The following is a 24,695-nucleotide window of genomic DNA, read 5'->3' as shown; positions in this document are numbered from 1 at the left end:
TAAGCTAGGTAGATGGATATGAACTTGAGTGAATACGCATCGTACGATGGTATGGGACTGGCTGAGTTAGTAAAAAAAGCAGATGTAAGCGCAGCGGAGCTGGCTACCTTAGCGAATAGGGCAATCGAAACGGTAAACCCCAAACTGAACTTTCTAGCGCATAGTGTAAACAATCAAATGCATACTGCTGGGTGCGCAAAAGATGGTTTAAAACCGTTTTGGGGAGTCCCCACACTGATTAAAGATTCTATGTTGCAAGGACAGCCTTTTGAACTAGGCAGTAGAATCGCGCGCGGGTTGACTGCGGGTCAAGATGGAGAAATGGCACGCCGGTTGAAAAAGGCAGGTTGCAATATTGTAGGGATTTCGACGATGCCTGAGTGGGGGAGTTCGCCGACAACTGAATCGCTGCTATATGGCAAGACCCGTAATCCATGGGATTTGAAGTTGAGTGCGGGCGGATCAAGTGGCGGAGCGGCCGCTGCAGTGGCAGCGGGTGTGGTACCCTTCGCGCAAGCGAGTGATGCCGGTGGTTCAATACGGATCCCGGCCGCATGTTGCGGATTAGTTGGTTTAAAACCAACTAGGGCTAGAACCCCAGAGCATCAGTATGTGCCTTTCTCACCGTCAGTGAGTCATGTTATAACCCGAAGTGTCAGGGACACTGCAGCGTTGCTCGATATGGTTCATGGCAGCGAATCTGGCGCAATTTACTTTACTGAGCGACCCCGAAGGCCCTTCATAGAAGAAGTCTATAGATCGCCGCCGACCCTAAAAATCGGTTATTCCATGCGCAGTTTTAGTGGGGGGAAGGTGCATCCTGACTGCCAACAGGCTGTCACATCAAGTTTAAAGGTTTGTGAATCCATGGGATACCACATAGAAGAGGTTGATTTACCCGTTGACTGGCAACGCTTTCAAGAAGCTTTCACGCTACTTTGGGCCTATCGCCACCCCTATTCAGTTTATTTAACCGAAGTACAAACCGGACGTTTGGCTAATAGCAGCACACGTGAAGCAAATAATTTAGCTTTGTATCAAAAGGCGCTGAATACTGACTTGCATACGTTTGATCGGCATTTGCGTTATTTGGCGGAGGTGTGTATGCAAATCGGGAAGCTCTTTGAACAATTGGATGTTTTTGTTAGTCCGGTGACCTCCAGACCGGGCCTAAAGCTTGGTGAACTTGATGCAAATGCCCACGAATTAACCATTGAATCATGGGTAAGTAGTGCATCCGCTGATTACGCCCCCTTTACCCCCATATTTAATGTGACCGGACAACCGGCCATCTCTCTTCCGTTATCGACAGCCAAAAACGGAATGCCAGTAGGTGTTCAGTTCGTAGCAAAACATTCAGATGAGGCTACGTTATTGCAACTTGCAGGTTTGTTTGAAGAGGAAATGCCCTGGGCGCAACGGTGCCCAAAGCATTCGCTTTTTGCGCTGCGCGATCAGTAGTTAGTCATCTGAAGATCTAGCTGAGAAAGTCGTCATTATGTCTTAGCCAAAAATGACTTTTGGTTATAACTTCGTGACTAACCGCCGAAATTTCAGTGCACGTCTGTGCCATCCTCATCACATCAATGACAGAAATTCAGAGGCGTGTAATGCAATCTCAAACTAGTGTGACACTTAAAGCTCCGTACCTATTATTTATTGGAGATATCAGTGACATGGTCTATGCCAAAACTGCTGCTGGGATTATTCAGTGGAACGCCGAGTCAGTTGCTGGGATCTTGCGCTTTGAAGGTAACGATCTTGATTTGGGAGTGCAAGACATGAGCATTGACGAAGCGATTTGCGTAGGTGTTCAAAGCCTCGTTATCGGTGTCGCCCCAATGGGAGGAAGTGTCTCGAGTGGATGGCTGGAAGTTCTCATAGAAGCGGCACGAAAAGGATTGGATATTGTCAGTGGGTTACATGTAAACCTGCAAACATTTGGTGAGCTCGTATCTGCTGCAGACAGCTCGGGCGCTAAATTGATTAATGTCCGTACTCCCCCAACATCTTTACCAGTAGGTAAGGGTACAAAGCGTACTGGTAATCGCTTGCTCACCGTCGGCACGGACTGTGCTGTTGGGAAAAAGTATACCGCCCTTGCCATAACTCAAGCACTTAAAGATTGCTCAATCCCAGCGACATTCAGAGCGACTGGTCAAACCGGCATTATGATTTCAGGAAGAGGTATACCGATTGACGCCGTAGTCGCAGATTTTATTTCCGGAGCGGCTGAACTCGTGTCACCAGAAAACTCTGCCGATCATTGGGATGTAATCGAGGGGCAAGGGTCTCTTTTCCATCCCGCTTATGCGGGGGTTAGTTTGGGGTTACTGCATGGTTCACAACCTGATGCGTTGGTGATTTGTCATGACGCGACTCGCACTACTGTTGCAGGGTGTCCCGAGTTTAGTGTGCCTTCGTTACAAGAATGCATAACCGCAAACATCCGTTGTGCCCGTTTGACTAATCCAAATGCCAAAGTGGTGGGAGTAAGTGTTAATACCTCTGGGTTAGCACCAGAGGAAAGAAGTAAATATCTTTCTGACCTGAGTAAATCCCTCGAACTACCGTGCGTCGATCCTATTATTGATGGTTGTCATTCAATTGTTCCCAACTTATTGAATTTAAATAAATAAGTTGCGGATTTTAAGATTATTCAGGAAAGTAAATCATGAGAAAAGTCAGCCTTAGTATTGAAAACTGGCCCTTTGCAGAACCCTTCGTAATTACCGGACATACATTTGAAAATGCGGCTGTGTTGTTGGTCGAAATTACCGATGGTGGGTACATTGGTCGCGGTGAAGCGAGTGGTGTCTACTACTTACACGAAACTGCAACTAGCATGTTAAGACAGGCGCAAAGCGTAAAAGAATGTATAGAGGCAGGTGCCAGTCGTGAAGACCTACTGACATTGCTACCAGCGGGTGGTGCGCGGAACGCATTGGATTGTGCATTGTGGGATCTCGAAGCCAAGCTCAAAGGCGAAACTATTTGGAATCTTACGGGATTAGATTTTCAACCCGTTCAAACCGTGAACACTGTCGGTATCGGTACGCCGGCAGAAATGGCAGCTAAAGCGGCAACACTTACTTCACGTCTTATCAAGATAAAACTTGATGCTGATCTACCGTACGAAAAAGTCAGTGCCATTAGGCAAACCAGACCAGACGCGACTCTCGTTGTAGATGTTAATCAAGGTTGGAGTTTTAACCAGTTAGTCGAGTTGGCGCCTAAGTTTAAAGCTCTCAATGTAGCAATGATTGAGCAGCCTCTGCCAAGAGGTGCAGATGAAATACTAGAAGAATACCGTTCACCGCTCCCTTTATGTGCAGATGAATCTTGTTTGGACACCTCTGAGTTTGAACAAGCGGCAAAGCGCTATCAAATGATCAATATCAAGTTAGATAAAACCGGTGGGCTAACGGAGGCACTCGCACTTGCCAGATTAGCGAAAAGTCGAGGGCTTGGTTTGATGGTTGGAAATATGTTGGGAACGTCCCTCGCGATGGCTCCAGGATTAGTGATTGCTCAGTTATGTGATCTTGTCGATCTGGATGGTCCTTTGCTTATCAACTCTGATAGAGAGTATGCGCTGCATTATGAGCAAAGCTTGGTTGGAGGGTTAACCCCGCAACTATGGGGTTAACACATTTCACTGTGTGTGGGCGCAAGGCTCTAATTAGACAGGATGCAGTATGAAAATATTTGTTGCGTGCTTTGACACTGAAACTAATACGTTTGCGGTTTTGCCAACGGGGTATGATGACTTTTCTGTCATAAAGAAGGAGCAGTTTGAGCAGGAACCTTCGCTGGTAAAAGACTTGGGTTGTATGACTGTTTGGAAGGAACTAAGCGATAACTTCGACCATGAAATTATACTTAGCTTGTCTGCTTTTGCTCAACCCTCTGGGCGCATCATACAAGCCGTATATGACGAACTAAAACATGACCTTTTGAATGACCTTAAAAATGAAGATGGTGTTGATATTGTTCTATTAGCACTGCATGGTGCCATGGCGTCAGACAAGATTGATGATTGCGAAGCTGATATTATTCAGAGCGTAAGAGACATTGTCGGCCCCAATGTAATTATTGGGGTGGAACTTGATTTGCATTGCCACCTCTCGCCAGAAATTCTTACGTATTCAGACATTGTCGTCTGCTACAAAGAGTATCCGCATACTGACATCAATGCCCGCGCAGCAGAATTGTTTGATTTAGCAGTCAAAGCCAAGGAGGGCGCTATTAAGCCAACGATGGCTGTATACGATTGCAAAATGATGGGGATGTATCCCACAACATCTTCTGAAATGCGAGACTTTATGGCCTCAGTTGTGCAGGCAGAGCAGCAACCCGATGTGCTGTCCATTTCTATTATCCATGGTTTCCCATGGGGAGATAACATTCACGCGGGTACCAAAGTTTTGGTTGTAACCGACAATGCACAAGACTATGCATACGAGCTTGCGCAGAGCATAGGACAAGAACTTTTCTCTATTCGTGATTCGATTCAGTTCAAATCATACGATCTGGATGCCGCATTATCTTTGGCCTTTGAAAAAACCGAATGGCCGGTTACGGTTGCTGATCAGTCGGATAATCCCGGTGGTGGTGCTCCCTCTGATTCTACATTCGCTTTAAAGTGGTTACTGGATAACCGTAAGGGGCCAGCAGCACTTGCATTTCTATACGATCCTGAAGTCGTTCGTCAGGCTTTTGCAATAGGTAACAGTGGCGAATTATCGGTAAAACTCGGGGGAAAGGTTAGCCAACATTCGGGAGAGCCGGTTGATGTAAACGCGCTCGTCATCGGATTAAAAGAGAATTTACAGCACCGCTTTCCGCAAGAAAATGGCGATGTGATACTTGCGCCTCTGGGTGACGTTGCTGTACTGCGCATTGGTAACGTTGATGTATTTGTCACAACTGAGCGTTGCCAATGTTTTTCACCGTGTTTCTTGACAGATTTTGGCCTCGCAGCTGACGAATATCAGGTATTGATTACGAAATCTACGCAGCATTTTTACGCTGCATTCGCCCGTGTTTCTGAACATATCATTTATATGAGCGCACCAGGCGCAATTCCTCCAAATATGCAGCTGATCGAATATCAAGTGATGTCGACGAGCGATAAGTATCCGTGGAATGAAAACCCGTTTTATCCTGTCGCCCGAACACAAGTTTAATTTAATTATTTATTAAGAAGGAACTAGGCCATGCCGAATGCAACTAGCTCAGAACTTCAATCACTCTTGGAGTGCTTAATCAAGAAACATGGCGTTGTTGGTGCCTCGTTAGCTGTTTTTAACAAAGGTGCTGTTGAAGTTGCTGCCGCGGGACAGCTAAACGTTAATACCGGAGTTGAGGTCACGCCGGATTCATTGTTTCAAATTGGTTCAATATCAAAGGTATTCACTACGTCGGTGATCATGCGCCTGGTTGATGAAGGTCGTGTTGATTTGGATAAATTGGTGGTTGAGTATTTACCTAATTTCCAATTAGCTGATATGACCGCTGCAAGGACGATAAAGGTAAGACATTTGCTCTGTCATATCAGTGGTATGGAAGGCGATTACTTTCCTGATGATGATCCGTTTTCGACCTCAACGGAGAGTTATGTACAACGATGCGCTTTATTACCCCAATTACATCCCGTTGGTAAGTATAATTCTTACTCAAACAGTGCATTTACCGTGGCGGGTCGGGTTGTCGAAGTCGTTACAGGAAAGCCATGGGCAGAGGTTGTGTCCGAATTCATTTTTAAACCATTGAATATGCAAGAGGCGATTAGTGACCCGAAAGAGATACTCCGCTTTAGGGGTGCGATAGGCCATGTTCAATCACCGGACGATGCGAAAGAAGCGATTGTTGTGCCCAAAACGTATCTACCTTTGAGTATGGCGCCCGCGGGCACCGTACTCTCTATGTCAGCAAGAGACTTAATGAAATTCGCCGAGATGCATCTTCATGGTGGAAAATGTCAGGCGGGTAAATCTGTTCTATCGGTTAGCGCAGTTAAGCAAATGCAGACATCACAATTTACCTTACCTGAATATCCGAGAGGGATAACCGATTGGGGATTGGGATGGTTTTTAACGAAACGTCCACAGCGCAAGACATTCGGGCATACGGGAGGCACAATGGGACAATTCGCCTACCTATATATGGCCCCCGAACACAATTTTGGCTATGCGTTGTTAACCAATAGCAGTAGCGGTTTACTGCAAAGCGAGCTTGACGGGTTATTGTTTGAGGACTATGCAGGAGTCCCCGCAGAAACTGATCCAGAGATCCTCGATACACCCGTAGACACACACAAATATGTTGGAGTTTATGGCAACATTGGCGCCAAAGTCGAGGTACGAGAGGAGCATGCCGGATTGATTTGTGATGCTTCAGCTGTGGTTGGTGCGCCAACACTACTCAAGCTAGAACCTGTTGGTGATGACGCTTTTATGGCACGCGGTTCAGCAATGCCATCACGCAGTATAAATTTTGTCGATACTGATACCTCTGGCAGGGCTGCATATCTCTACACCGGGGGGCGATTATTAAAGCGGCTATAGATGATGAATGCCAATCAAGGACGATCGGTATAGAGTTCCGTACGATTGGTATATTCGTACCAAATGCTTAGCGGTATAGTGAGATCAGAGTGTAGTTGAGGGGTGTTAATAGAGTGATCAATACTAGGAGTTATCACATTTATGAAAGCCTTAACTGCCGCCTGCCTATTTTGTTTATCGGTGCTCCCCGCGCAAGCAGAGGAGTATAAATCAATAGCCAATCAAATCGAGATTGGCGCAAACAGTATCGTTACCGTAAAATTTCTCAAAATCAATGAAGAGGACACTCCATCCTGTTTGGATGATGGGGTGTATTTCTTTTTGGGTGAGCATTATTCGTCTGCGTGGCTCGATACAATGATATTAGCTAGACAAAGCCAACAGTTGCTTGGGTTCACGTTTACCGCACAAGATTGCGCATTATCTGCTGTGCAATTATTACCAATTTACAGTGAAGACGGCGGTTCCTATAGTGATGGTCCGTTGGAAGAAACTGGCCTAAATGGAAATGTTGCGTTGCTTGGTACGAACGGTCTAGACCAAAATAGCATCACCAGTAGTGAATATTATAACCAAGACAGTGCGGCTGCAGCTTTCGATGGTTATGTATACACACAGCACGTGAATGAGGATTCGGAGACTAAGATCGCGCGAGGAATTTGGTTGACCAAGCAATGGAGCCGCACAGATGAACGCGTAGACCCATGGGTGGAGTTAGACTTTGGTAAGATTGTAAGTTTATCTGGCATTGGTATTTTCATTAATCAACAGTCTTTGGGCCTTGGGCGACTTCCTCGTTCATTAAACGTGTCAACATCAGATGATGGTGAGGAATGGAGTGATAAAGTCAGTGTGACTTTACTGAATCAAACAGCGAATAGTTTCGCTTTGCCAGATGATTTCCAAGGCAGATATATAAAGCTGGAATTTATCCGTAATTTTGGCGATCCAAATTATATCGAGGTTGACGAAATTGAGTTATATCAGTAAATCTTTTAATTCAAGCTTTGGATTTTAACAACAGAGTCAACATTCTTACTGACAGTTCGCTGTCAGTAAGACGTTAGAGGAACTCGATATGACCATTGCTGCGTTTTCACAGTCTTCGTTAGCATTGTTACAGTCAAGAGACTTTAGTGCTAAGGAAATTAACGCTTATCAGACGATATTATCCAAGGCAGAGGCGGCAGATTTACCGGCTAAAAGCTTCTTGCAGACCCTGACAGCGGCAGAACTTAGTACCTTACAAAAGGCCAACGGCCTTGTTGAACGAATCGCTGTTGATGGCTTATCGGATGAGGGGGCGTCCAATTTACTCGCTCAACCAGATGGTACTGACCTAGTTGATTTAAATAACGACGGTATTGTTGAGATAGGAATAGGACGTTCCATTCACTTTCCGCCTGTCAATGCTCCAGCTCATATCACGGCTGCGTGGGAACACGCTGCGCAAGGATTAGATCCGTATGAAAGAGCGACTGTTGAATTGACGATGCATCATATGATTTACGGAATAGCTGGAATGACAATTACAAAAGCACAATCACCTGCGGTGCAATGGTCAGACACCGGCATCGATAATTTTTTTGCTGACCTGTATGGTAATTTGGATTTTCGTGTCGGTTTTGATGGTTGGACAGAATACAACTTAATGCTAAAAGGCACTTATGAGCGTTTTGCTTCTGCTCTAGGAAAAGCGGAAGAAACACCCCTAACAACAAGTCATTTTGAAACACAATCGAGACCCAGCAATCAGGCTCTAAATTCAACATTTGACTCTAATCAAGATGCAGATGAACCGTTGTTACAAACCATGATTGAGTTGTTATTAGATGCGCGACTTGGCATTGATAGGGATAGGCTAGAGGCGCTTGAAAAAGAGCGGCAAGCAATCCTAACTGATAGTTCACTCACGCCAAAACAACGAGAGGGAAAACTCGAGGCCATTCAAATGGAGATTGAGGCTGTCATCACGCGAGCGCGTGAGAAAATGCTTGAAGAAGAGAAGCGAAAAACCAACCTGTTAAATTTTGACGGCTTTGCAACGATACACAATAAGCGTATTCGTTGGGATGAGTAAAATCAAAACACGTTTGCGTGAGCGTACAGTGTTTTTACTTCGTCAGCGATTATGTGCACACCGGCTTCAATCACTTTGTCATCTTGTGCATAAGATACCCGAATGCACTCTTTCGTGTGTTGCCAATGCGCATCTAGCCCAACAAAAAAGTCTTCGCCGGGTACAATCAAAACACCACGTTTTTTAAGTCTTTGATAGAGCGTGTGTGAGGATACGGGTAGCCCTTCAAACCAAATCCACAGAAACATCGCGCCCTCGGGTTTGTGAATTCGATAGGGTAGCCCCGAAAGTGCATTTGAAAAGAGCGTTTGCGCAAGTGTCGCCTTGTGACGGTAATATGGATTAATTTCATACTGCGTTATGTTGGTCAACTGTCCGGATTGGAGTAATGGCGTAAGCAGTAATGGACCGAGGTTACTGCTAGCCAAATTTAGCGCAGTTGCAGCATTACTTACATTGTTCGCAATCTCAGGTTTAGCAATTACGATACCGCAACGAACACCCGGTAAGCCTAACTTTGACAGACTTAATACGACTACCGTATTGTCGTTCCAGAATGTGCTAGCGTTTACATTAATCATATTTGGAAAAGGTAAACCATAAGCCCCATCAATAATAAGTGGGATCCCTTGTCGTTGCGCTATACCATTCAGAGATCCTAACTCCTCATCAGTGATAACGTTTCCAGTCGGGTTGTTGGGACGAGAAAGTGCAATCGCACCAATATTTTTTTGTTTTGCAAGAGAGCTAAAATCCACAAAATATTTAAATTCGTGGGCGCTCAGCTTTTTTATCTTCGGCTTTGATGCACTGAAAATGTCCCTGTTAATGCCAATTTCTTTATATCCAACATATTCAGGTGATAAGGGAAGATGAATAGTCTTGTAGCTACCGTCAGTGTGTTGACCAGCGTACATATTGAATAAAATATAAAAAGCTGTCTGACTTCCACTGACGACGGCGATGTTCTCTTCATTAATCGACCAGCCTTGGGTCTTAGCCAAAAACTTTGCGAGTGTTTTTCGAAATGACAAGTTGCCCTGAGGTGATTGATAAACCCCTAACAGACCACTTAATGCTGAACTGTCCTTACCTATTTTTCTGAATTGTTCATAGAACAATTGCTCTATCTGTGGGATTTTTGCTGGATTCCCACCACCCATGAATATCATGGATGGGTTATCAGTAAGCGCCTCACTGAGGTCAGCCATTAAGTTGACAATGCTTGACTTTTTGGACCATCGGGTTCCAGTAATTGAAAGAGACATGCCGTTACGTGAATAAATGTTACCTGCAGCTAATACTGACATAGATTCAATCACGCATTGTTTAAAGTGACATTTTTATATTGCAGATAGTGTGCTTTCAACAAAGTGGACAACAAGTCGCCTTCAGATTCATTCTGGTACTGATATACTGGAGTTCACATTTTATTGAATAAAAAGCTATGCAGATCGCAATATGTGGGTATAGCAGTGAGGTTTTAGGGGGATTTTGTGCATAAATTAGATGCAACAGATAAGCGGATATTAGAGCTTTTGCAGACAGATGCATCGATATCGGTATCAGAAATATCAGAGCGTATTAACATGTCGCAGCCACCCTGTTGGCGAAGAATAAAGAGACTTGAAGAGCAGGGTATTATTGACCGACGTGTAGCTCTGCTCAATCGCAAAAAAATCGGATTGAATGTTGTAATATATGTAGAAATTAAACTGTCGGCCAATGGGCGTCAGCACGTAGGGGAGTTTGAGGATAGAATTAGGAATTTCCCGGAGGTTACAGAATGTTATGTAATGTTGGGACGAATCGATTTTTTATTAAGAGTGGTCACGCAGGATGTTGAAAGCTATGAACAGTTTTTTCGCTCACACCTTTCACAAGTCCCGGGCGTCCAAGAAATAAACTCAATGGCAGCTCTGACTGAAGTCAAATATACTACCCAAATGCCGCTTGAACAGGCATGATATTGGCTATAGCTACCATCATTATTGCTTTCGAATACTGGCTAGAATTTTGTTGTTTTAGTGTCAACGTTGAGAATGAGAAGAATTATTCATTGGTATTCAGGCTGCTGCAGTTTAAAAGTATAATTTATACCGTATAAGTGATTAATAGTTGATGGATAGATAAAAAATTACCATGTCGCTTATATACACTTTGCCCTGCATTCAATCGATTATTAGGGCATTCGGGTATGAAAAATTCGAGCGAGAATCTTACCTATTCTTCCAGTTACTCCATCGTTAACGGTACCTTCGCTGACATAAAGTCAGCACAAAGGCGATCGGCTTTACGTGGAGCTGCATTGTTAATCAAAGCACTTATTGCTGAGGATGTTGAGGTTATCTTTGGATACCCAGGTGGTGCGAATTTAGAAATATTTGATGTATTAGCAAAAAGTCCCATTCGCGTCATTCGAACAGAGCATGAGCAAGGTGCCGTGCATGCGGCCCAGGGTTATGCGAGAACGACGGGACGCGTGGGTGTCTGTTTGGCGACATCTGGGCCTGGCGCTACCAATTTAGTCACAGGAATTGCTGACGCAAATAGTGACTCCACGCCGATTGTTGCTATCACAGGTAATGTCCCAACCCATTTGTTGGGAAAAAACGCATTTCAGGAAGTTGACATCACAGCAATCACCAAGCCAATCACCAAGGCAAACTTTCTTGTTAAAAAGGTTGCGGATATACCTGAAGTCGTTAGTCGAAGCTTTATGCTTGCATCAACCGGCCGCCAAGGTCCCGTTCTAATCGATTTGCCTAAAGATATCCAACAACAATATCCACTGGATTGCTTTGGAAATTATATTGAACCTCCCATACCCGCTAAAGTTGAACAACGATCCTCTGCTGAGCAGAGGATTACAGAATTTCAATTAGAAGAGATATTCCGTCTGATTGAACAGTCTAATAAGCCTGTAATTTATGCCGGTGGTGGTGTGATTGCTGCGAATGCGCATGGTGGTTTGCGCGCATTCGCTGAACAGATCTCCTGTCCCGTCGTAACAACAATTATGGGGCAGGGGCTGTTACCGCAGGAGCATCCTCTGAATTTAGGCCCATTAGGAATGCATGGCAGTAAATTCGCCAATATTGCAGTCAATGAGGCTGATCTTGTGATTGCGCTAGGCGTTCGGTTTGATGATCGAGTTACCGGCAATGTAAACACGTTCATAGAACACGCAAAAGTGATTCATATCGACATTGATCGTAATGAATTGAATAAAAATAAAGTCGTAACCTTTCCCATTTGTGCCGATTTGGCGCTGGCGATGGAGCAACTGCAGCAGGCTCCAACAACGGGCCCACAAAGTGAATGGTTGAATTACTTACATGCACTCAAGTTACGCTATCCGTTTACGATTCCGGCACTTGGAGAAGAAAAGCTTTCTGCTCAATACGTGATTGCTAAGCTCGCTGATATGACACAACGTGATGCTATTATATCGCTTGGCGTAGGCCAACATCAGATGTGGGCAATGCAGCATTATGCCAGTGCCAAACCTCGTCAGTTTCTCTCCAGTTCTGGATTTGGCACCATGGGTTATGGGCTACCAGCTGCTATTGGGGCAAAAGTTGCAGCCCCTAGTAAGTGGGTAATTGATATTGATGGTGACGGCTCTTTCAATATGAATGTACAGGAGCTTGCAACGTGTTATCGATTTGGTTTAGGTGTGAAAGTGGTCGTCATCAATAATCAGTGGTTAGGTATGGTCAGGCAGTGGCAAGATATGATCTACGCGCAAAATAGAGCAAGCTCAGATATGGCAGATCCGCAGCAAAATTCAGTCCAGGCTATGGCGGTTTATCCTGATTTTGTGTGTATCGCTGAAGGGTATAAGATCAAGTCTGAGCGAGTATCTACGCAACAAGAGCTGTCCTCAGCTTTTGCTAGAATGCTTAAAGATCCAAATGAACCCTACTTGCTGGATGTTATTGTAGAGCGTGAAGAAAATGTATTTCCAATGATCCCTGCTGGAGGCAGTTACAAAGACATCATCATGGATCAAGAGCAGCTACAAAACAGTGAAATGGGATCGCAGGGGAGCAATATCTAGAGTCTATTACAACAGGTTGTTTTGCACGGTAGCTCGATCATTAGTTCAAGAAATCTTGAGCAAGTTTTTACCTAAGTGTTGTTTCTGCCGTGATAAATGTGCATCAACTTAATCAGAGTTTCCTATTTGTTGGCCGAGGTTGTTGAGCAAAAAGTCGCAAAGCGCCTTTACTGAGGGGGATTGTGTCCGGCGTGATGGTGTGAGTAAACTTAACTGTGCCCTGCCAGAAGTCCAATCCGGTAGAACCCGCTGCAATAGTCCACTAGCGATTTCGCTACGGCATGTATAGGCGGGCAGGCTAACCAATCCAAGACCTTCAGCAGCAGCCTTTTTTAATGTACTCATGTCATCACTGCAAAGTATAGGAGAATGTGGCACGGTGGTTTTGTGGCCAGCTTTGTTTTCTAAGGTCCAATGCCCAGCACTTGGTTGCCATCCGACTTTCATACTCTGCCTCTTATACAAATCATAGGGCGATTGCGGGGTGCCTGTTTTGGATAGGTAAATAGGGCTTGCAAATAAGTGCCACGACACGGTAGCAAGACTTCTTTGAATAATGCTAGAGTCTGGCAAGTCATCGTTATGCCCGCGGATTGCCATATCAATGCCTGAAGAGATCAAATCGACACTTTGGTTAGTGACTTGCTGAACGAGTTCAACCTTTGGATTATCGTGCAGAAACTTAACGACTAAATCATTGATCGCAAACTGTGCAACACCGAGTGAACAGCTCATGGTTACTTTGCCGCTGAGGGATGTCTTTCGACTAAGAATTGCAGCTTCGGCAGCTTCCATTTCATCCAATAAAGCACGCGCGTGCTGATAAAACATTTGTCCAGCTTCCGTGACGTGAAATTGGCGAGACGTGCGTTGTATTAGTTTTATGTCAAGCCGCTCCTCCAGCTTTGATACATGTCGACTTAAGCGAGATTTAGGCATATTTAACGCTTTTGCTGCGGGTGTGAAGCCTTGCTTATCCACCACATGCACAAAATAGAAATAGTCATTCAAGTCGATCATAGGTATGTCTGCAAGCGCTATTGGGTCATCCTGTTCCAAATATAGAACAATAGTTTCTATTTTTCTATCTACCTATCATTATCGTTCCATATGTAGAATTAAACTATCGATTCGCAATAGTTAACGGTGAACAAAATGCATACATCACTAAAGTCGTCAGTAGATACATCAGCTAACTTAGCAAAACCTGCCAATGTTACGTCCGCGAAGCGGGGAGAAACGTTCAAAGTCGGAGACGGTTTTACAGCATTGGCATTTCGGGCAAAAGACTTTTCAGGCGCTATGGATCCATTGGTAATGGTTGACCATTACCGGATGAGCAAACCTACTTTTGGGGCGCATCCACATGCCGGACTGTCTGCGGTTTCGGTCATTTTTGAAGACAGTGAGGGACCGTTTCACAACCGTGACTCACTCGGCAATGACTTTGACCTTATGCCAGGGGATCTGTATTGGCTTAACGCTGGTTCTGGCGTTATTCATGATGAATCGCCACGAGAAGGCTCAAAGATACACGGCTTGCAGGTATTCGTAAATTTACCTTCTAAGCTGAGAAAAAATACTCCTCGTTCACTCCATGTCGAAGCCAAAAATATGCCTCATATTAAATGTGATGGCTGTCGTGTGCGTGCGGGAGAGGCTATTGCCATATCTGAAATTTCAGCATCTGGTAGTAACAACATTCACTTGGTCAACCCAAATGCTGAAAGTGCTCACTTTACCTTGTTTGCTGGGCAGCCCATCAATGAAAATTATGTGCATAAAGGCCCCTTCATAATGGATTCGGAGGCGGAAATTGAACAATTACAAGAGGCCTTCACAACCGGAAAACTTGGCAAACTAGACTAAAAGTACATGTTGCTCTAAACACGCAAATTAAAACGCAGAACGTTATTTTTGGTTTCTGCGTTTAAATTTGCCAGTGCTATGTCACTTTGAGACCAACTTGCGATACAGACCGACAGTTGATCTGGATTATATTTTTTTAGCTAGTAATGTTAACGCGTCAAAATTTATACATTATTAGCAGGATATTATTGAGATGTTTAAACGTAGTCTATTAGCAGTAAGCGTGTCTTTATGCGTGATTGGTTCAGTACAGGTGTCAGCCCACAATCACAGCGCCCAGTTAACCGAAAGCACGACAGTGAATAAGACTGAACTTTCCGCATCAAAACAAGCCAATGCGCTCTTTGATGAAATATTCATGCAGGGGGTTATGCGCAGCCCAATGTATCAGTCATATCTTGGGATCAAAGATGATCAAGATAAGTGGGACGATTTATCTGATGCGCGGGCGCAAGAAGACCTCGCACTCGCTAAGGAAAATTTAGCACGGGTAATGGCGCTTGATGAATCTGCATTAGATGCACAAACACGTGTAAGTTTGCAGCTTATGCGACAAGGGCTTGAGGAGGAAATTGCAGATTTCAAATGGCGGTTATATAACTATCCGGTGAACCAAATGTTTGGTTTGCACTCAAGTGTTGCATCTTTGCTTATCAATCAACACCGCATTAGCACGGTTGAGGATGCAGAGGCATATATCAGTCGTTTAAATGGCCTCCCGGCGCTTTTCTCACAGTTGATTGAAAATTTAGAACGGCGCGCCAAAGCAGGGATAATCGCACCTAAGTTTGTATACCCGCATGCAATTAATGCCAGCCAGAATATTATTTCTGGCGCGCCGTTTGAGGAAGGAAAAGACAGTACTTTGCTAGCGGACTTCAGTGCAAAAGTTGCTAAGCTCGACATTGCTCAAGAGCAAAAAACAAAGTTAGTCAACGCAGCTAAGCAAGCCTTGCTGAGTGCAGTTGAACCTGCGTACAAAAGCCTAATCAGCGCGCTTGAAAAGCTCGAAGCGAAAGCTGATACGAAAGATGGTGCATGGAAGTTCCCTGAAGGCGAGGCGTTTTATAATAATGCGCTAAAGCGCACTACAACAACTGAACTCACTGCCACTGAAATTCATCAAATTGGCTTGGACGAAGTAGCGCGCATTCATGATGAAATGCGTGAAATTATGAAGAAAGTCCAGTTTGACGGTACATTGCAAGAGTTTTTCGTGTTCATGCGCGAATCCGAGCAGTTTGTATACCCAAGCACAGACGAAGGCCGTCAACGTTATTTAACTGAAGCCACAGCTTGGATCGATAACATGAAAACTCGCTTGGATGAGTTATTCATCACTAAGCCTAAAGCTGGACTTATCGTAAAGGCGGTCGAGCCCTATCGCGAGAAGTCTGCGGGTAAAGCGTTTTATCAGCAGCCGTCAATGGATGGTACTCGTCCGGGTACCTACTATGCGAATTTGTACGATATGGCTTCCATGCCAACCTATCAAATGGAGGCGTTAGCCTATCACGAGGGTATTCCAGGGCACCATATGCAGATTGCAATCGCGCAGGAATTAGAGGGATTGCCAAAGTTTCGTAAGTTTGGTCGCTACACGGCATATACAGAAGGGTGGGGGCTCTACAGTGAGTTAGTACCTAAAGAAATCGGTCTTTACGAAGACCCTTATTCTGACTTTGGCCGCCTAGCAATGGAACTTTGGCGAGCGATTCGACTGGTAGTAGATACGGGTATCCATGCCATGCAATGGACGCGGCAGGAAGGTATCGACTTTTACGTGAATAATTCACCCAATGCCAAAGCGGATGCAGTTAAGATGGTTGAGCGTCATGTCGTTATGCCAAGTCAGGCAACTGCTTATAAAATCGGTATGCTCAAAATTCTTGAGTTACGCGCTAAGGCGCAGCAAGCGTTGGGTGACAAGTTTGATATTCGAGAATTTCATGATGTCGTGCTAGCCAATGGACCAGTGCCATTAAACGTTCTTGAAGAATTCGTGGATGGTTATATTGCAGAGAATATCTAACCGTTGAGTTCGCGGCTAAATACAAGTTAATAACCTTGTCTCTTAACAGCCCGATAAGCGTCGGGCTTGTTTGAGAGTGTTAGCTAAGAAAACGTATATCATCTTTGCAAAAGACTACGCTCAATATCGCGCAAACAACAGGTAGACGTCGATATTTGCTCATCATTGCACGTGGAGAATATTGAATTAATTTTAGTCTCAATGCTCTCCGTGGCGTCTTGCCATATTTGTTTTCCTGACGCTGTAATTCCAACTAAGCTCACACGAGCGTCGCGCGGATTTTGCGCTTTCTCTACCAAGCCTATTTTTTCCATTGGTGCCAGAATTCGCGTTACCCCAGATGCTGTTCTACTCACTTTTTGCGCTAAATCTATACGTCTCATACTGTTCTCGGGTGCATGTACAAGTGCGTCCAATACCATATATTCGGTAAAACCTATACCATGAATGGCGCCAAGACTTAGGTCTAATTGCCTAAAGAGTTCGTTGCTCGTGAACCAAATTTGTTTTAATGCGGTCTTTTTATCTAATTCAATCATAATGTACCAATACTTTAAATATACTTGAGTGCGCAAATAATAATTGAACAGGCGAATAAGTCAAGTAGCAATTTTGACAACCTATTTATTGAGTTTGATCACCAAGAGCCATACATCGGATTCGGCAGCAAAATAAATGAGTCAGCATACGACCGCAAAATTGCCCGAATGTCCGCATCCTCCTGTGTCACGCCTTCCAGATCCTCAATATTGTCTCCCACTTGCATAACAATGCGCACAGCGGGGATGTTTTGTCCACGCTTACCCGGTGTTTGATAACACTCAGCTGAACCCGCACGGATCTGCTGTCGGCGGAGATCTTTGTCATTAATGATGGTGGTGTGATTAATGCTGGCCTTATCTTCATCGACTCGACCCAATAAACAAGTGTTATCTGTAGTTAGCGGTAAACCAAGTGCTAACAGATTGTTCCACGTATGGTGATCAAGTTCACGATCTCGATTAGTGATAAGCGCTAGCATACCGCCTTTATCAAGTACCGTTTGAATAAAGCGTTTCACGCCTGGCACCAGTGTCGCCGCCTCTTCTTTGACCCACGCAGCCCAACTAGGAGAGGTGTAGCTTTTGCCACTCCGGTCCAAGCGCACTTGATATTCACTATTGTCTAATACCGTTTCATCAATATCCATTACCACGACCCAAGGAGTTTCTTGCGCAGATAGTTCCGTAATGGTTTGCTGAGCGCTCAAATACGCCTTTTCTGTTAGTAGCCGATATTCTTTACTTTTGGTTTGCCATTTGACCGCGCTAGACAGGGGCAGTTGAGGCTCAGTTAAAGCAAGACTTATCGCACAGTGATCACTGAGCATCTGTGCGGGGCGCATATCGTTAAACGGATGAACAGCCGCTACGAGTGTGCTGTGAGGCAACGACATGTTGCCAACCAGAATGTGATCGATAGGTGCTGGATAATAAGGATGACAACCAATCATTGATGCTGTGGTATTTATCAAAGTGGAGTCTGAACCATCACTATTTGTCGTCAATAGTCGAGTTAAATGATTATAGGGCGCCGAAAGACGGTGATTAAAGTCACCCAAGATCACGTAAGGTTGCTTTTGTGCTTCTTGGGTTTCCACCCAAGCATCTAGCAGCGGTGCTTGTTGGGCGAATGTTTTACAGGCTTCCGAATCTGCGCGGGAATAGTTATCGACGAAACAACCACTTTTCATATGCACGTTTAATACACTGATAGTGCCGAATGGAGTCGCTAGTTCAAGTTCTAGTCCATGCCGTAAGCCAGGTGAATCCAAGCCAAAATTGGCGAGTGAATTTGAGTTTAGAATTTCGATGCCTTTACGCACGGCGAAGGCGACTTTTTGCTGGGTTGACGGTGCTTCTGAACCTCTGCATGTATAGGCTTCACTATCCGCACGCTGTGACATAATAATTTGCCATTCACTTGGCGGAAAAAGCTGCGCAACTGCAGTTTCTGAGGCGACTTCTTGTAAGCCTACAATGTCTGCATCGAGACTATTGGCATACGCTTGCAAGGCCAGTAATTCATCTTGATTTCGCGGCTTACACCCGTGATCGAGCGGATACGCCAAATGTTCAACATTCCACGTCGCAAAAGTCAGTGACTCGGCTGATTGATAAGCTGTAGGTTCAACGAGTTCAGTATTTGCCTGCGAATAATGTGTGGTTGATTTACACCCCGAGATTAACAAGGCTGTACTTACAGCAGCCACTACGCTAGCACGTTTGCCAGATAACATTTTTCCCGTCCTTAGCCGAGTAGCGTGAGCGGTGCTACTGGCATCTTATTAGCCTGGCAAAATGTTATAGTGTAACAACAGTCTCTTGCAAGCGATTTCCTGTTTCAGTGCGACCTTCGGCCAAATTAGCATGCAACTGCAATGGGTCAAAATGATTAAGTACCGTTTGCTGCACACTGGTTGGCGTCACGTTGATGTATTCGCCGGTTGTGCAGTTAAACACATAATGCTGTTGCCACTGGTCTAGATTGCGCATCACAGCCTCTACCGCACGCACAATGTACTGCGCTTCTTCATCAGTATTGGTAGGGTGCAAAGAGAGCCTGACCCAACCGGGTTTATCAGACAGATCACCTTGGTCAATTTTACCTGTGATCGATTCTGAGTGGGCCTTATCTACATTAAGCAAAATATGCCCATAAGTGCCAGCACAACTGCAGCCACCACGCGCTTGGATCCCAAATTTATCGTTCAACAGCCGCACCATCAAGTTGTAATGGCAACGGGTTGAATAGAATGACACGACACAAAGCCTTTCATGCACGTCAGGCTCGAGTAATGATATTCCTGCTATTGCACTCAATCCTGACATCAAAATACGCGTGAGTTGCTGCTCGCGTTGAGCCATTTTGTCAACGTTCATGGTGTCCTTTACCTGAATGGCCAACGCGGCTCGAATGGTTTGCAGAAAGCCTGGCGTACCACCATCTTCGCGGACTTCAATGTCATTGTAAAAGCCTTGTTGACCCCACGGATTCGTCCAGGTTACGGTTCCGCCACCGGGCTGATCGGGGATTTCTGTTGCATACAGTGACCGGTCAAAAAGCAATACACCGCAGCTACCAGGCCCCCCCAGGAATTTGTGTGGTGAAAAAAAGATTGCATCTAACTTTTGCAACGGGTCTTTAGGATGCATGTCAATTGCAACGTAGGGAGCAGAGCAAGCAAAGTCAACAAAGCAAAGACCGCCATGCTGATGCATAATTTTGGCGAGTTGATGATAGTCCGTGCAAATGCCCGTTACGTTACTGCATGCGGTAAAAGAGCCTATCTTCAGAGCTCTATGTTGATATTGTGCGAGTAACTCACGTAGATGCTGTTGGCAGGGTTGAGCATCATCGCCACGGCGCACAACTTCAACATCCACATCACAAGTATTCCATGTGGTTTGATTTGAATGGTGTTCCATATGCGTGACAAAAACAATAGGGCGGGTTTGGTCCTGCTCAGATTTCTCCAATTGTTTGGGCACTCGTAAGCCCATCATACGCTGTAGTTTATTGATGACCGTGGTCATGCCTGAGCCAGCGCAGATAAGAGCGTCATTGGCATCAGCATTGACATGCTGCTTAATGATTGTTTGAGCTTCATGATAGGCCAACGTCATCGTTGAACCGGTGAGGTTGGTCTCTGTATGGGTATTGGCAACATAGGGGCCAAGCGTTTCCGTTATGAAATTTTCGATTGGCTGGTACAAGCGCCCACTGGCCGTCCAATCGGCATACAGAATATTGATTTCCTCTGTCATTGTGGAGTGTGTTAATGCATGGCCGATGATGTGGCGGCGAAATTTTGCAAAGTGTTCGACGAGTTCTGACATAGGAAAATAACCAATAGATGATTTATCGCAAATTGTCCTAATTGTGGAAGAATAATTTTTACCAATTACCTTGTAAATTTGGATTTTATTAAAAAATAAATTCAAATATTGATGCAAATGTAGAAATAAATGCTTTAGTTGCCCGGCTTTGTGAATATAGACAGTTCTTTACACTCCTTATTCAATAAACATTCCGCTATTGATGGCCTGTTTGAGCTGCTTATTTGACAGCCAAATCCCCCTAATTTGAAAAAAATATGATCTGGAACAACGATCACGCTAATTCAACTTGAGTTTAAATGTTGAACATATGTAATGAGCTAATAAACGATGCGTTAACCATTGAGGTGGCTCCTTATGCTAAGAACATTTTTGCTATTGCTTGGGATTATGACAGTTTATTCAAACAGTCCATTGGCTCAAGAGCAAACACGAGAACTCGTTGACAGAGGGCTTGAGCGACTGAGCGAAAACCGCGAAGCACAAGCGACTGTAGATAGTGAGTTTGAGGCAACTCGCTCACTAGAAAAGCAATACATCGAAGAACTAAAAATCATTGACGGTTTGAACATGTATAACGCGATGCTCAAGCGTCAGCTAGACGATCAACAAGCAGAAATAAATAAGCTGGATTTTTCGATTAGCAATGCCACACAGATTGAACGTCAAATAATGCCACTGCTGGTGCGCATGGTGGACGCATTAGATAATTTCGTACAGCTTGATCTGCCGTTTTTAGCCATTGAGCGCGAAGAGCGCGTTGCGAGTTTACGTGCCCTGTTAGAGCAAGCAGAGTACTCGACGTCTGAAAAATGCCGCCGTGTGTTTGAGGCTTATCAAATCGAAAATGAATATGGCTACACGATTGAGTCATACAAAGGGCGAGTGCAAGTCGATGGTAATCAATTCGCAGTAGACTTTTTGCGGATTGGGCGGATTGCATTGCTTTATCGCGACCTAAGCGGCGAGCAAGTGGGCATGTGGAATAAGCAAAGTGGGCAATGGGAGGCTCTCACTGAACGTCAATTCCAACGCCATATTACTAAGGGGATCAAGATTGCGCGCGAAGAAATATCGCCGGAATTGATCACAATCCCAATGGCCGCCAGTGTGGAGGTACGCTAATGCGCTTACTATTACTTTCATTATTTTCGCTCACTATTATTGCGTCCCAACACGTGTTGTCACAACCTGCGGCGGACGAACAATCGGCGAGCCGGGCTATCTCATTGGATCAGTTACTTGAGCAGGTAAAAGCCGGCAACCGCTCGGATCAATTGTTCAATCAGGAGCGGATTGCGGCCTTCCGTCAGCAAAAAAGTAACCAACAACGGCTATTGGCCGAAACTCAGCAACAACGCGAAGCGGCAGAGCGTTTGAGTGCAGAACGAGAGCAACAGTTTGAAAACAATGACCAGCAAATCACCTTGCTACAGGAACGGTTAAGCGAGCGTCTGGGCGCGTTGAAAGAGCTTTTTGGCGTGCTGCAATTGGTGGCGAACGATACCCAAGGTCAATTCGATAATTCGTTAATACAAATTCACTATCCCCAACGATCAGAGCGGTTAAACGCATTTTCGAAGAAAATGGGGTCGTCCTCTGAGCTGCCAACGGTCGAAGAAATTGAATCTCTTTGGTTTGAATTACAACGAGAGATGACTGAGTCGGGCAAAGTGGTTCAGTCCAACCAAACCGTTCTCAATACTCAAGGCAAGGAAGAGCAAATCGATGTTATCCGGGTCGGTGCATTTAACTTAATCGCTGACGGGAAGTATGTCCAACGCATTGCCGAGACAGGTCGCTTGGTTGAATATCCACGGCAACCTTCAAATCGTTATATGAGCGGCGCTGAAGCGCTTGCAGACAACGATGGTGAATTAACGGCTTTAACCATTGATCCGGTGCGCGGGCAACTAATTGCATTAATGGGAGCGGCGCCTGATTTGCGCGAGCGGGTGCAACAAGGTGGAGTGATTGGATATATTATTTTAGCACTGGGAGCCGTAGTTATTTTGCTCGCTTTACTGCGCTATATGGTTTTGGTTATTGAAGATAAAAGGATCCAGTCACAACTCAAAACCTTAGAACAGCCAGGAAACAACGCATTGGGGCGGATCATTGCTGTCTATCAACAAAATCGCAGTGATGCACTTGAATCCCTCGAACTTAAACTAGGTGAAGCAGTATTACGCGAAATACCACGGATCACCCGAGGCCTATCTTTCCTGAAAATAAGTGCTGCAATTGCTCCGTTGCTAGGATTATTGGGCACCGTTACTGGCATGATTATCACCTTCCAGGCGATTACCTTATTCGGTGCCGGCGATCCCAAGTTGATGGCGGGTGGGATATCACAAGCGTTAGTCACGACTGTTTTGGGGTTAACCGTCGCTATTCCAACATTGCTTTTGCATAACCTCGTGAATGATAAAGCGACCAAACTGTCACAAATTATTGAACAAGAAGCCGTTGCCTTAGTGGCTGTGCAGGCCGATAAATCAGTTGAGTAAAGACGATGCCAGTATTCTTAGATAATTTGTTTCCCTGGCTCGGTGATATGCTGGAATTAGGCGGCGATATTTTACTGATGATCATTGTTATTGCGGCCTTTATGTGGGCGCTGATCATTGAACGCTTGGTCTTCTTTTTCACGGTACTACCGGCCAAACGACGCTTTGCCCAAACGCTTTGGCGTGATTTGCCAGAGCATCGCAGCTGGTACGCAGGGCAACTAAGGCAACTATTAATTAGCCGTCTCTCCCGCGACATGCAACGTAATTTGCAATTGATCCGCACAATGGTGAAAGTCTGTCCATTGTTGGGACTGCTTGGCACTGTGCTTGGCATGCTAGAGATTTTTGATGCGCTCGCGATAACCGGGAACAACAGTGCCAGAACAACTGCTGGCGGAGTTTCCAAAGCCACGGTTTCAACCATGGCTGGAATGGTGGTCGCAATATCGGGATTAATGGTTTCTAACTATCTGATTAAAAAGGCAGACGTTATGAAGCTGGTATTTCTAGAGTCATTTCGAATGGATGAAAATCATACCCGCATAAGAAAGGTGAACAAACATGCGTAGATTTATTTCTAGCCAAGCGCAGGATCAGGAAGCCAGTGTTGATATTACCCCAATGCTTGATGTGGTGTTTATCATGCTCATATTTTTTATTGTAACTGCAACCTTTGTTAAGTTGTCAGGCATTGAAGTCGACGCTCCGAAAGCGTCTACGTCGGTGGTGCAGGAACAAGCCAATATACTGATCGCGATTGATGCCAATAATAAAATTTGGATCAACCGCAGAGAAGTTGATTTCCGCGCGTTGAGACCGAATATTGAACGCTTACACGCGGAGAATCCAAAGGGTATCGTGGTCATCCAAGCTGATCGAATGTCGCGTAATGAAACTTTGGTAAAAGTCATGGATGCTTCGCGTAAAGCCGGTGTTTATGACATTGCATTAGCTGCGGATAAAAGCTAATGAGAGCCGACTTTATCGCCCAAGTCGAACAGGTTTCGGATCGGCTATACAGTTTCCGCTTTATCCTCTTGTTTATCATTGGGGTCGCAGTTGCAGGCGCTCTAACCCTATTTATGCATGTACTGATTGAAGCAAGTCATCAGGAATTAAATAACAGCACGCGCGCCAATATTCTTGATTTTGTGCGGGTTAAACGTGATGAATCTTCAGTGCAAAATCGTCGCAAGCCGACACGTCCAGAGCAACAGGAGGCTCCGCCGGCGCCACCGACACCGCAAAATCAACAACAAAATATGTCTGATAGTGTACTTGAAGTCGCCGTACCAACGGTGAGTAATAACGTCAACGTAGAAATGGGCTCAATTGGCGTAGGGCAGGGCGATGGAGAATACTTACCGATTGTTAAGGTGGCACCCGCTTATCCAATTAAAGCGTCGATGGAAGGTATAGAGGGTACCTGTTTGGTGGAGTATACCGTCACAGTAACCGGCGCAACAAAAGATGTAGTAGCCGTTGAAGGTAAATGCCCGCGAGTTTTTGTTCGTGCATCTATCGAGGCCGCAAAAAAATTCAAATATAAACCGCGTATTATCGATGGCGAAGCCATTGAAGTACCAAACGTGTATAACTTGTTTAATTACTTTCTAGATCAACGGGTTGAGCAATGAACAGGCTGATTAAGATCCTTCTTTGTTGTGTGTGCATTGCGCTTGTCAGTTCGC

21 protein-coding genes are annotated in these 24,695 nt (G+C 45.0%); 16 read left to right on the top strand and 5 right to left on the bottom strand.

Translation table 11 applies throughout. From position 1 onward, the window contains the following. The first annotated feature begins 12 nt into the window (after positions 1-12). From AC121Z_RS09575 to AC121Z_RS09545, 7 genes are all read left to right on the top strand, one after another. On the top strand, positions 13-1,461 hold the full coding sequence (locus AC121Z_RS09575) for an amidase (protein ID WP_498123810.1): 1,449 nt from the start codon (positions 13-15) through the stop codon (positions 1,459-1,461). 149 nt (positions 1,462-1,610) lie between these two features. Then, positions 1,611-2,639, top strand: coding sequence for an N-acetyltransferase DgcN family protein (locus AC121Z_RS09570; protein ID WP_498123809.1), 1,029 nt, complete (start codon positions 1,611-1,613; stop codon positions 2,637-2,639). A 35-nt stretch (positions 2,640-2,674) separates the two neighbouring features. Continuing rightward, a complete protein-coding gene (dgcA, locus tag AC121Z_RS09565) occupies positions 2,675-3,649 on the top strand; it encodes an N-acetyl-D-Glu racemase DgcA (RefSeq protein ID WP_498123808.1) in 975 nt (324 codons plus the stop codon). A gap of 49 nt (positions 3,650-3,698) precedes the next feature. After that, positions 3,699-5,189, top strand: coding sequence for a M81 family metallopeptidase (locus AC121Z_RS09560; RefSeq protein WP_498123807.1), 1,491 nt, complete (start codon positions 3,699-3,701; stop codon positions 5,187-5,189). Positions 5,190-5,219: 30 nt separating this feature from the next. Beyond that, complete coding sequence (locus tag AC121Z_RS09555) at positions 5,220-6,569, top strand: serine hydrolase domain-containing protein (RefSeq protein ID WP_498123805.1); 1,350 nt, start codon at positions 5,220-5,222, stop codon at positions 6,567-6,569. Between the two features lie 141 nt (positions 6,570-6,710). Continuing rightward, positions 6,711-7,559 carry a discoidin domain-containing protein gene (locus AC121Z_RS09550; protein WP_498123804.1) on the top strand — a complete coding sequence of 283 codons (849 nt, stop codon included), beginning with the start codon at positions 6,711-6,713 and terminating at the stop codon, positions 7,557-7,559. 88 nt (positions 7,560-7,647) lie between these two features. Next, positions 7,648-8,649 carry a hypothetical protein gene (locus tag AC121Z_RS09545; RefSeq protein ID WP_498123803.1) on the top strand — a complete coding sequence of 334 codons (1,002 nt, stop codon included), beginning with the start codon at positions 7,648-7,650 and terminating at the stop codon, positions 8,647-8,649. A 2-nt stretch (positions 8,650-8,651) separates the two neighbouring features. Here the strand turns inward: AC121Z_RS09545 and AC121Z_RS09540 are convergent, their stop codons facing one another. Continuing rightward, on the bottom strand, positions 8,652-9,959 hold the full coding sequence (locus AC121Z_RS09540; RefSeq protein WP_498123802.1) for a valine--pyruvate transaminase: 1,308 nt from the start codon (positions 9,957-9,959) through the stop codon (positions 8,652-8,654). A 186-nt stretch (positions 9,960-10,145) separates the two neighbouring features. Here AC121Z_RS09540 and AC121Z_RS09535 point away from each other — a divergent pair, with 186 nt between their 5' ends. Both AC121Z_RS09535 and ilvB read left to right on the top strand, forming a co-directional pair. Continuing rightward, positions 10,146-10,616 (top strand): Lrp/AsnC family transcriptional regulator, encoded by a 471-nt coding sequence (locus AC121Z_RS09535; RefSeq protein ID WP_498123801.1) that lies wholly within the window; start codon positions 10,146-10,148, stop codon positions 10,614-10,616. A 230-nt stretch (positions 10,617-10,846) separates the two neighbouring features. Further along, a complete protein-coding gene (gene ilvB / locus AC121Z_RS09530) occupies positions 10,847-12,712 on the top strand; it encodes a biosynthetic-type acetolactate synthase large subunit (RefSeq protein ID WP_498123800.1) in 1,866 nt (621 codons plus the stop codon). A gap of 108 nt (positions 12,713-12,820) precedes the next feature. On the opposite strand, the gene AC121Z_RS09525 is transcribed toward ilvB, so the two are convergent. Then, positions 12,821-13,732 carry a LysR substrate-binding domain-containing protein gene (locus AC121Z_RS09525; RefSeq protein WP_498123799.1) on the bottom strand — a complete coding sequence of 304 codons (912 nt, stop codon included), beginning with the start codon at positions 13,730-13,732 and terminating at the stop codon, positions 12,821-12,823. Positions 13,733-13,867: 135 nt separating this feature from the next. Here AC121Z_RS09525 and AC121Z_RS09520 point away from each other — a divergent pair, with 135 nt between their 5' ends. Together AC121Z_RS09520 and AC121Z_RS09515 are read left to right on the top strand one after the other, a co-directional pair. Beyond that, positions 13,868-14,581: a pirin family protein gene (locus tag AC121Z_RS09520; protein WP_498123798.1), complete on the top strand. Its 714-nt coding sequence runs from the start codon at positions 13,868-13,870 to the stop codon at positions 14,579-14,581. Between the two features lie 193 nt (positions 14,582-14,774). Next, complete coding sequence (locus AC121Z_RS09515) at positions 14,775-16,613, top strand: DUF885 domain-containing protein (RefSeq protein WP_498123797.1); 1,839 nt, start codon at positions 14,775-14,777, stop codon at positions 16,611-16,613. 98 nt (positions 16,614-16,711) lie between these two features. Here the strand turns inward: AC121Z_RS09515 and AC121Z_RS09510 are convergent, their stop codons facing one another. The 3 genes from AC121Z_RS09510 to AC121Z_RS09500 form a co-directional block, all read right to left on the bottom strand. Further along, a complete protein-coding gene (locus AC121Z_RS09510) occupies positions 16,712-17,152 on the bottom strand; it encodes a MarR family winged helix-turn-helix transcriptional regulator (protein WP_498123796.1) in 441 nt (146 codons plus the stop codon). 98 nt (positions 17,153-17,250) lie between these two features. Then, a complete protein-coding gene (locus tag AC121Z_RS09505) occupies positions 17,251-18,891 on the bottom strand; it encodes an HAD family acid phosphatase (protein ID WP_498123795.1) in 1,641 nt (546 codons plus the stop codon). 64 nt (positions 18,892-18,955) lie between these two features. Next, positions 18,956-20,491, bottom strand: coding sequence for an aminotransferase class V-fold PLP-dependent enzyme (locus tag AC121Z_RS09500; RefSeq protein WP_498123794.1), 1,536 nt, complete (start codon positions 20,489-20,491; stop codon positions 18,956-18,958). Between the two features lie 357 nt (positions 20,492-20,848). Between AC121Z_RS09500 and AC121Z_RS09495 the strand changes: the two genes are divergently transcribed. Genes AC121Z_RS09495 through AC121Z_RS09475 form a run of 5 tightly spaced genes read left to right on the top strand, consistent with a single transcriptional unit; the run spans position 20,849 to position 24,641 of the window. Then, positions 20,849-21,616: a DUF3450 domain-containing protein gene (locus AC121Z_RS09495; protein WP_498123793.1), complete on the top strand. Its 768-nt coding sequence runs from the start codon at positions 20,849-20,851 to the stop codon at positions 21,614-21,616. Next, positions 21,616-23,001, top strand: coding sequence for a MotA/TolQ/ExbB proton channel family protein (locus tag AC121Z_RS09490; RefSeq protein WP_498123792.1), 1,386 nt, complete (start codon positions 21,616-21,618; stop codon positions 22,999-23,001). Before AC121Z_RS09495 ends, AC121Z_RS09490 begins: the two co-directional genes overlap by 1 nt. 5 nt (positions 23,002-23,006) lie before the next feature. After that, positions 23,007-23,573, top strand: a complete 567-nt coding sequence (locus AC121Z_RS09485) for a MotA/TolQ/ExbB proton channel family protein (RefSeq protein WP_498123791.1) — start codon at positions 23,007-23,009, stop codon at positions 23,571-23,573. Further along, positions 23,566-23,973, top strand: a complete 408-nt coding sequence (locus AC121Z_RS09480; protein WP_498123790.1) for an ExbD/TolR family protein — start codon at positions 23,566-23,568, stop codon at positions 23,971-23,973. The genes AC121Z_RS09485 and AC121Z_RS09480 overlap by 8 nt, the downstream gene beginning before the upstream one ends. Continuing rightward, the gene (locus AC121Z_RS09475; RefSeq protein WP_498123789.1) at positions 23,973-24,641 is read left to right on the top strand and encodes an energy transducer TonB; all 669 of its coding nucleotides are present in this window, start codon (positions 23,973-23,975) and stop codon (positions 24,639-24,641) included. The genes AC121Z_RS09480 and AC121Z_RS09475 overlap by 1 nt, the downstream gene beginning before the upstream one ends. The last annotated feature ends 54 nt before the right edge of the window (positions 24,642-24,695 follow it).

The organism is Alteromonas sp. DYW1, from assembly GCF_059752595.1.
The sequence above is the reverse complement of the archived record's forward strand: the minus strand, read 5'-3'. Positions and strand labels throughout refer to the sequence as shown.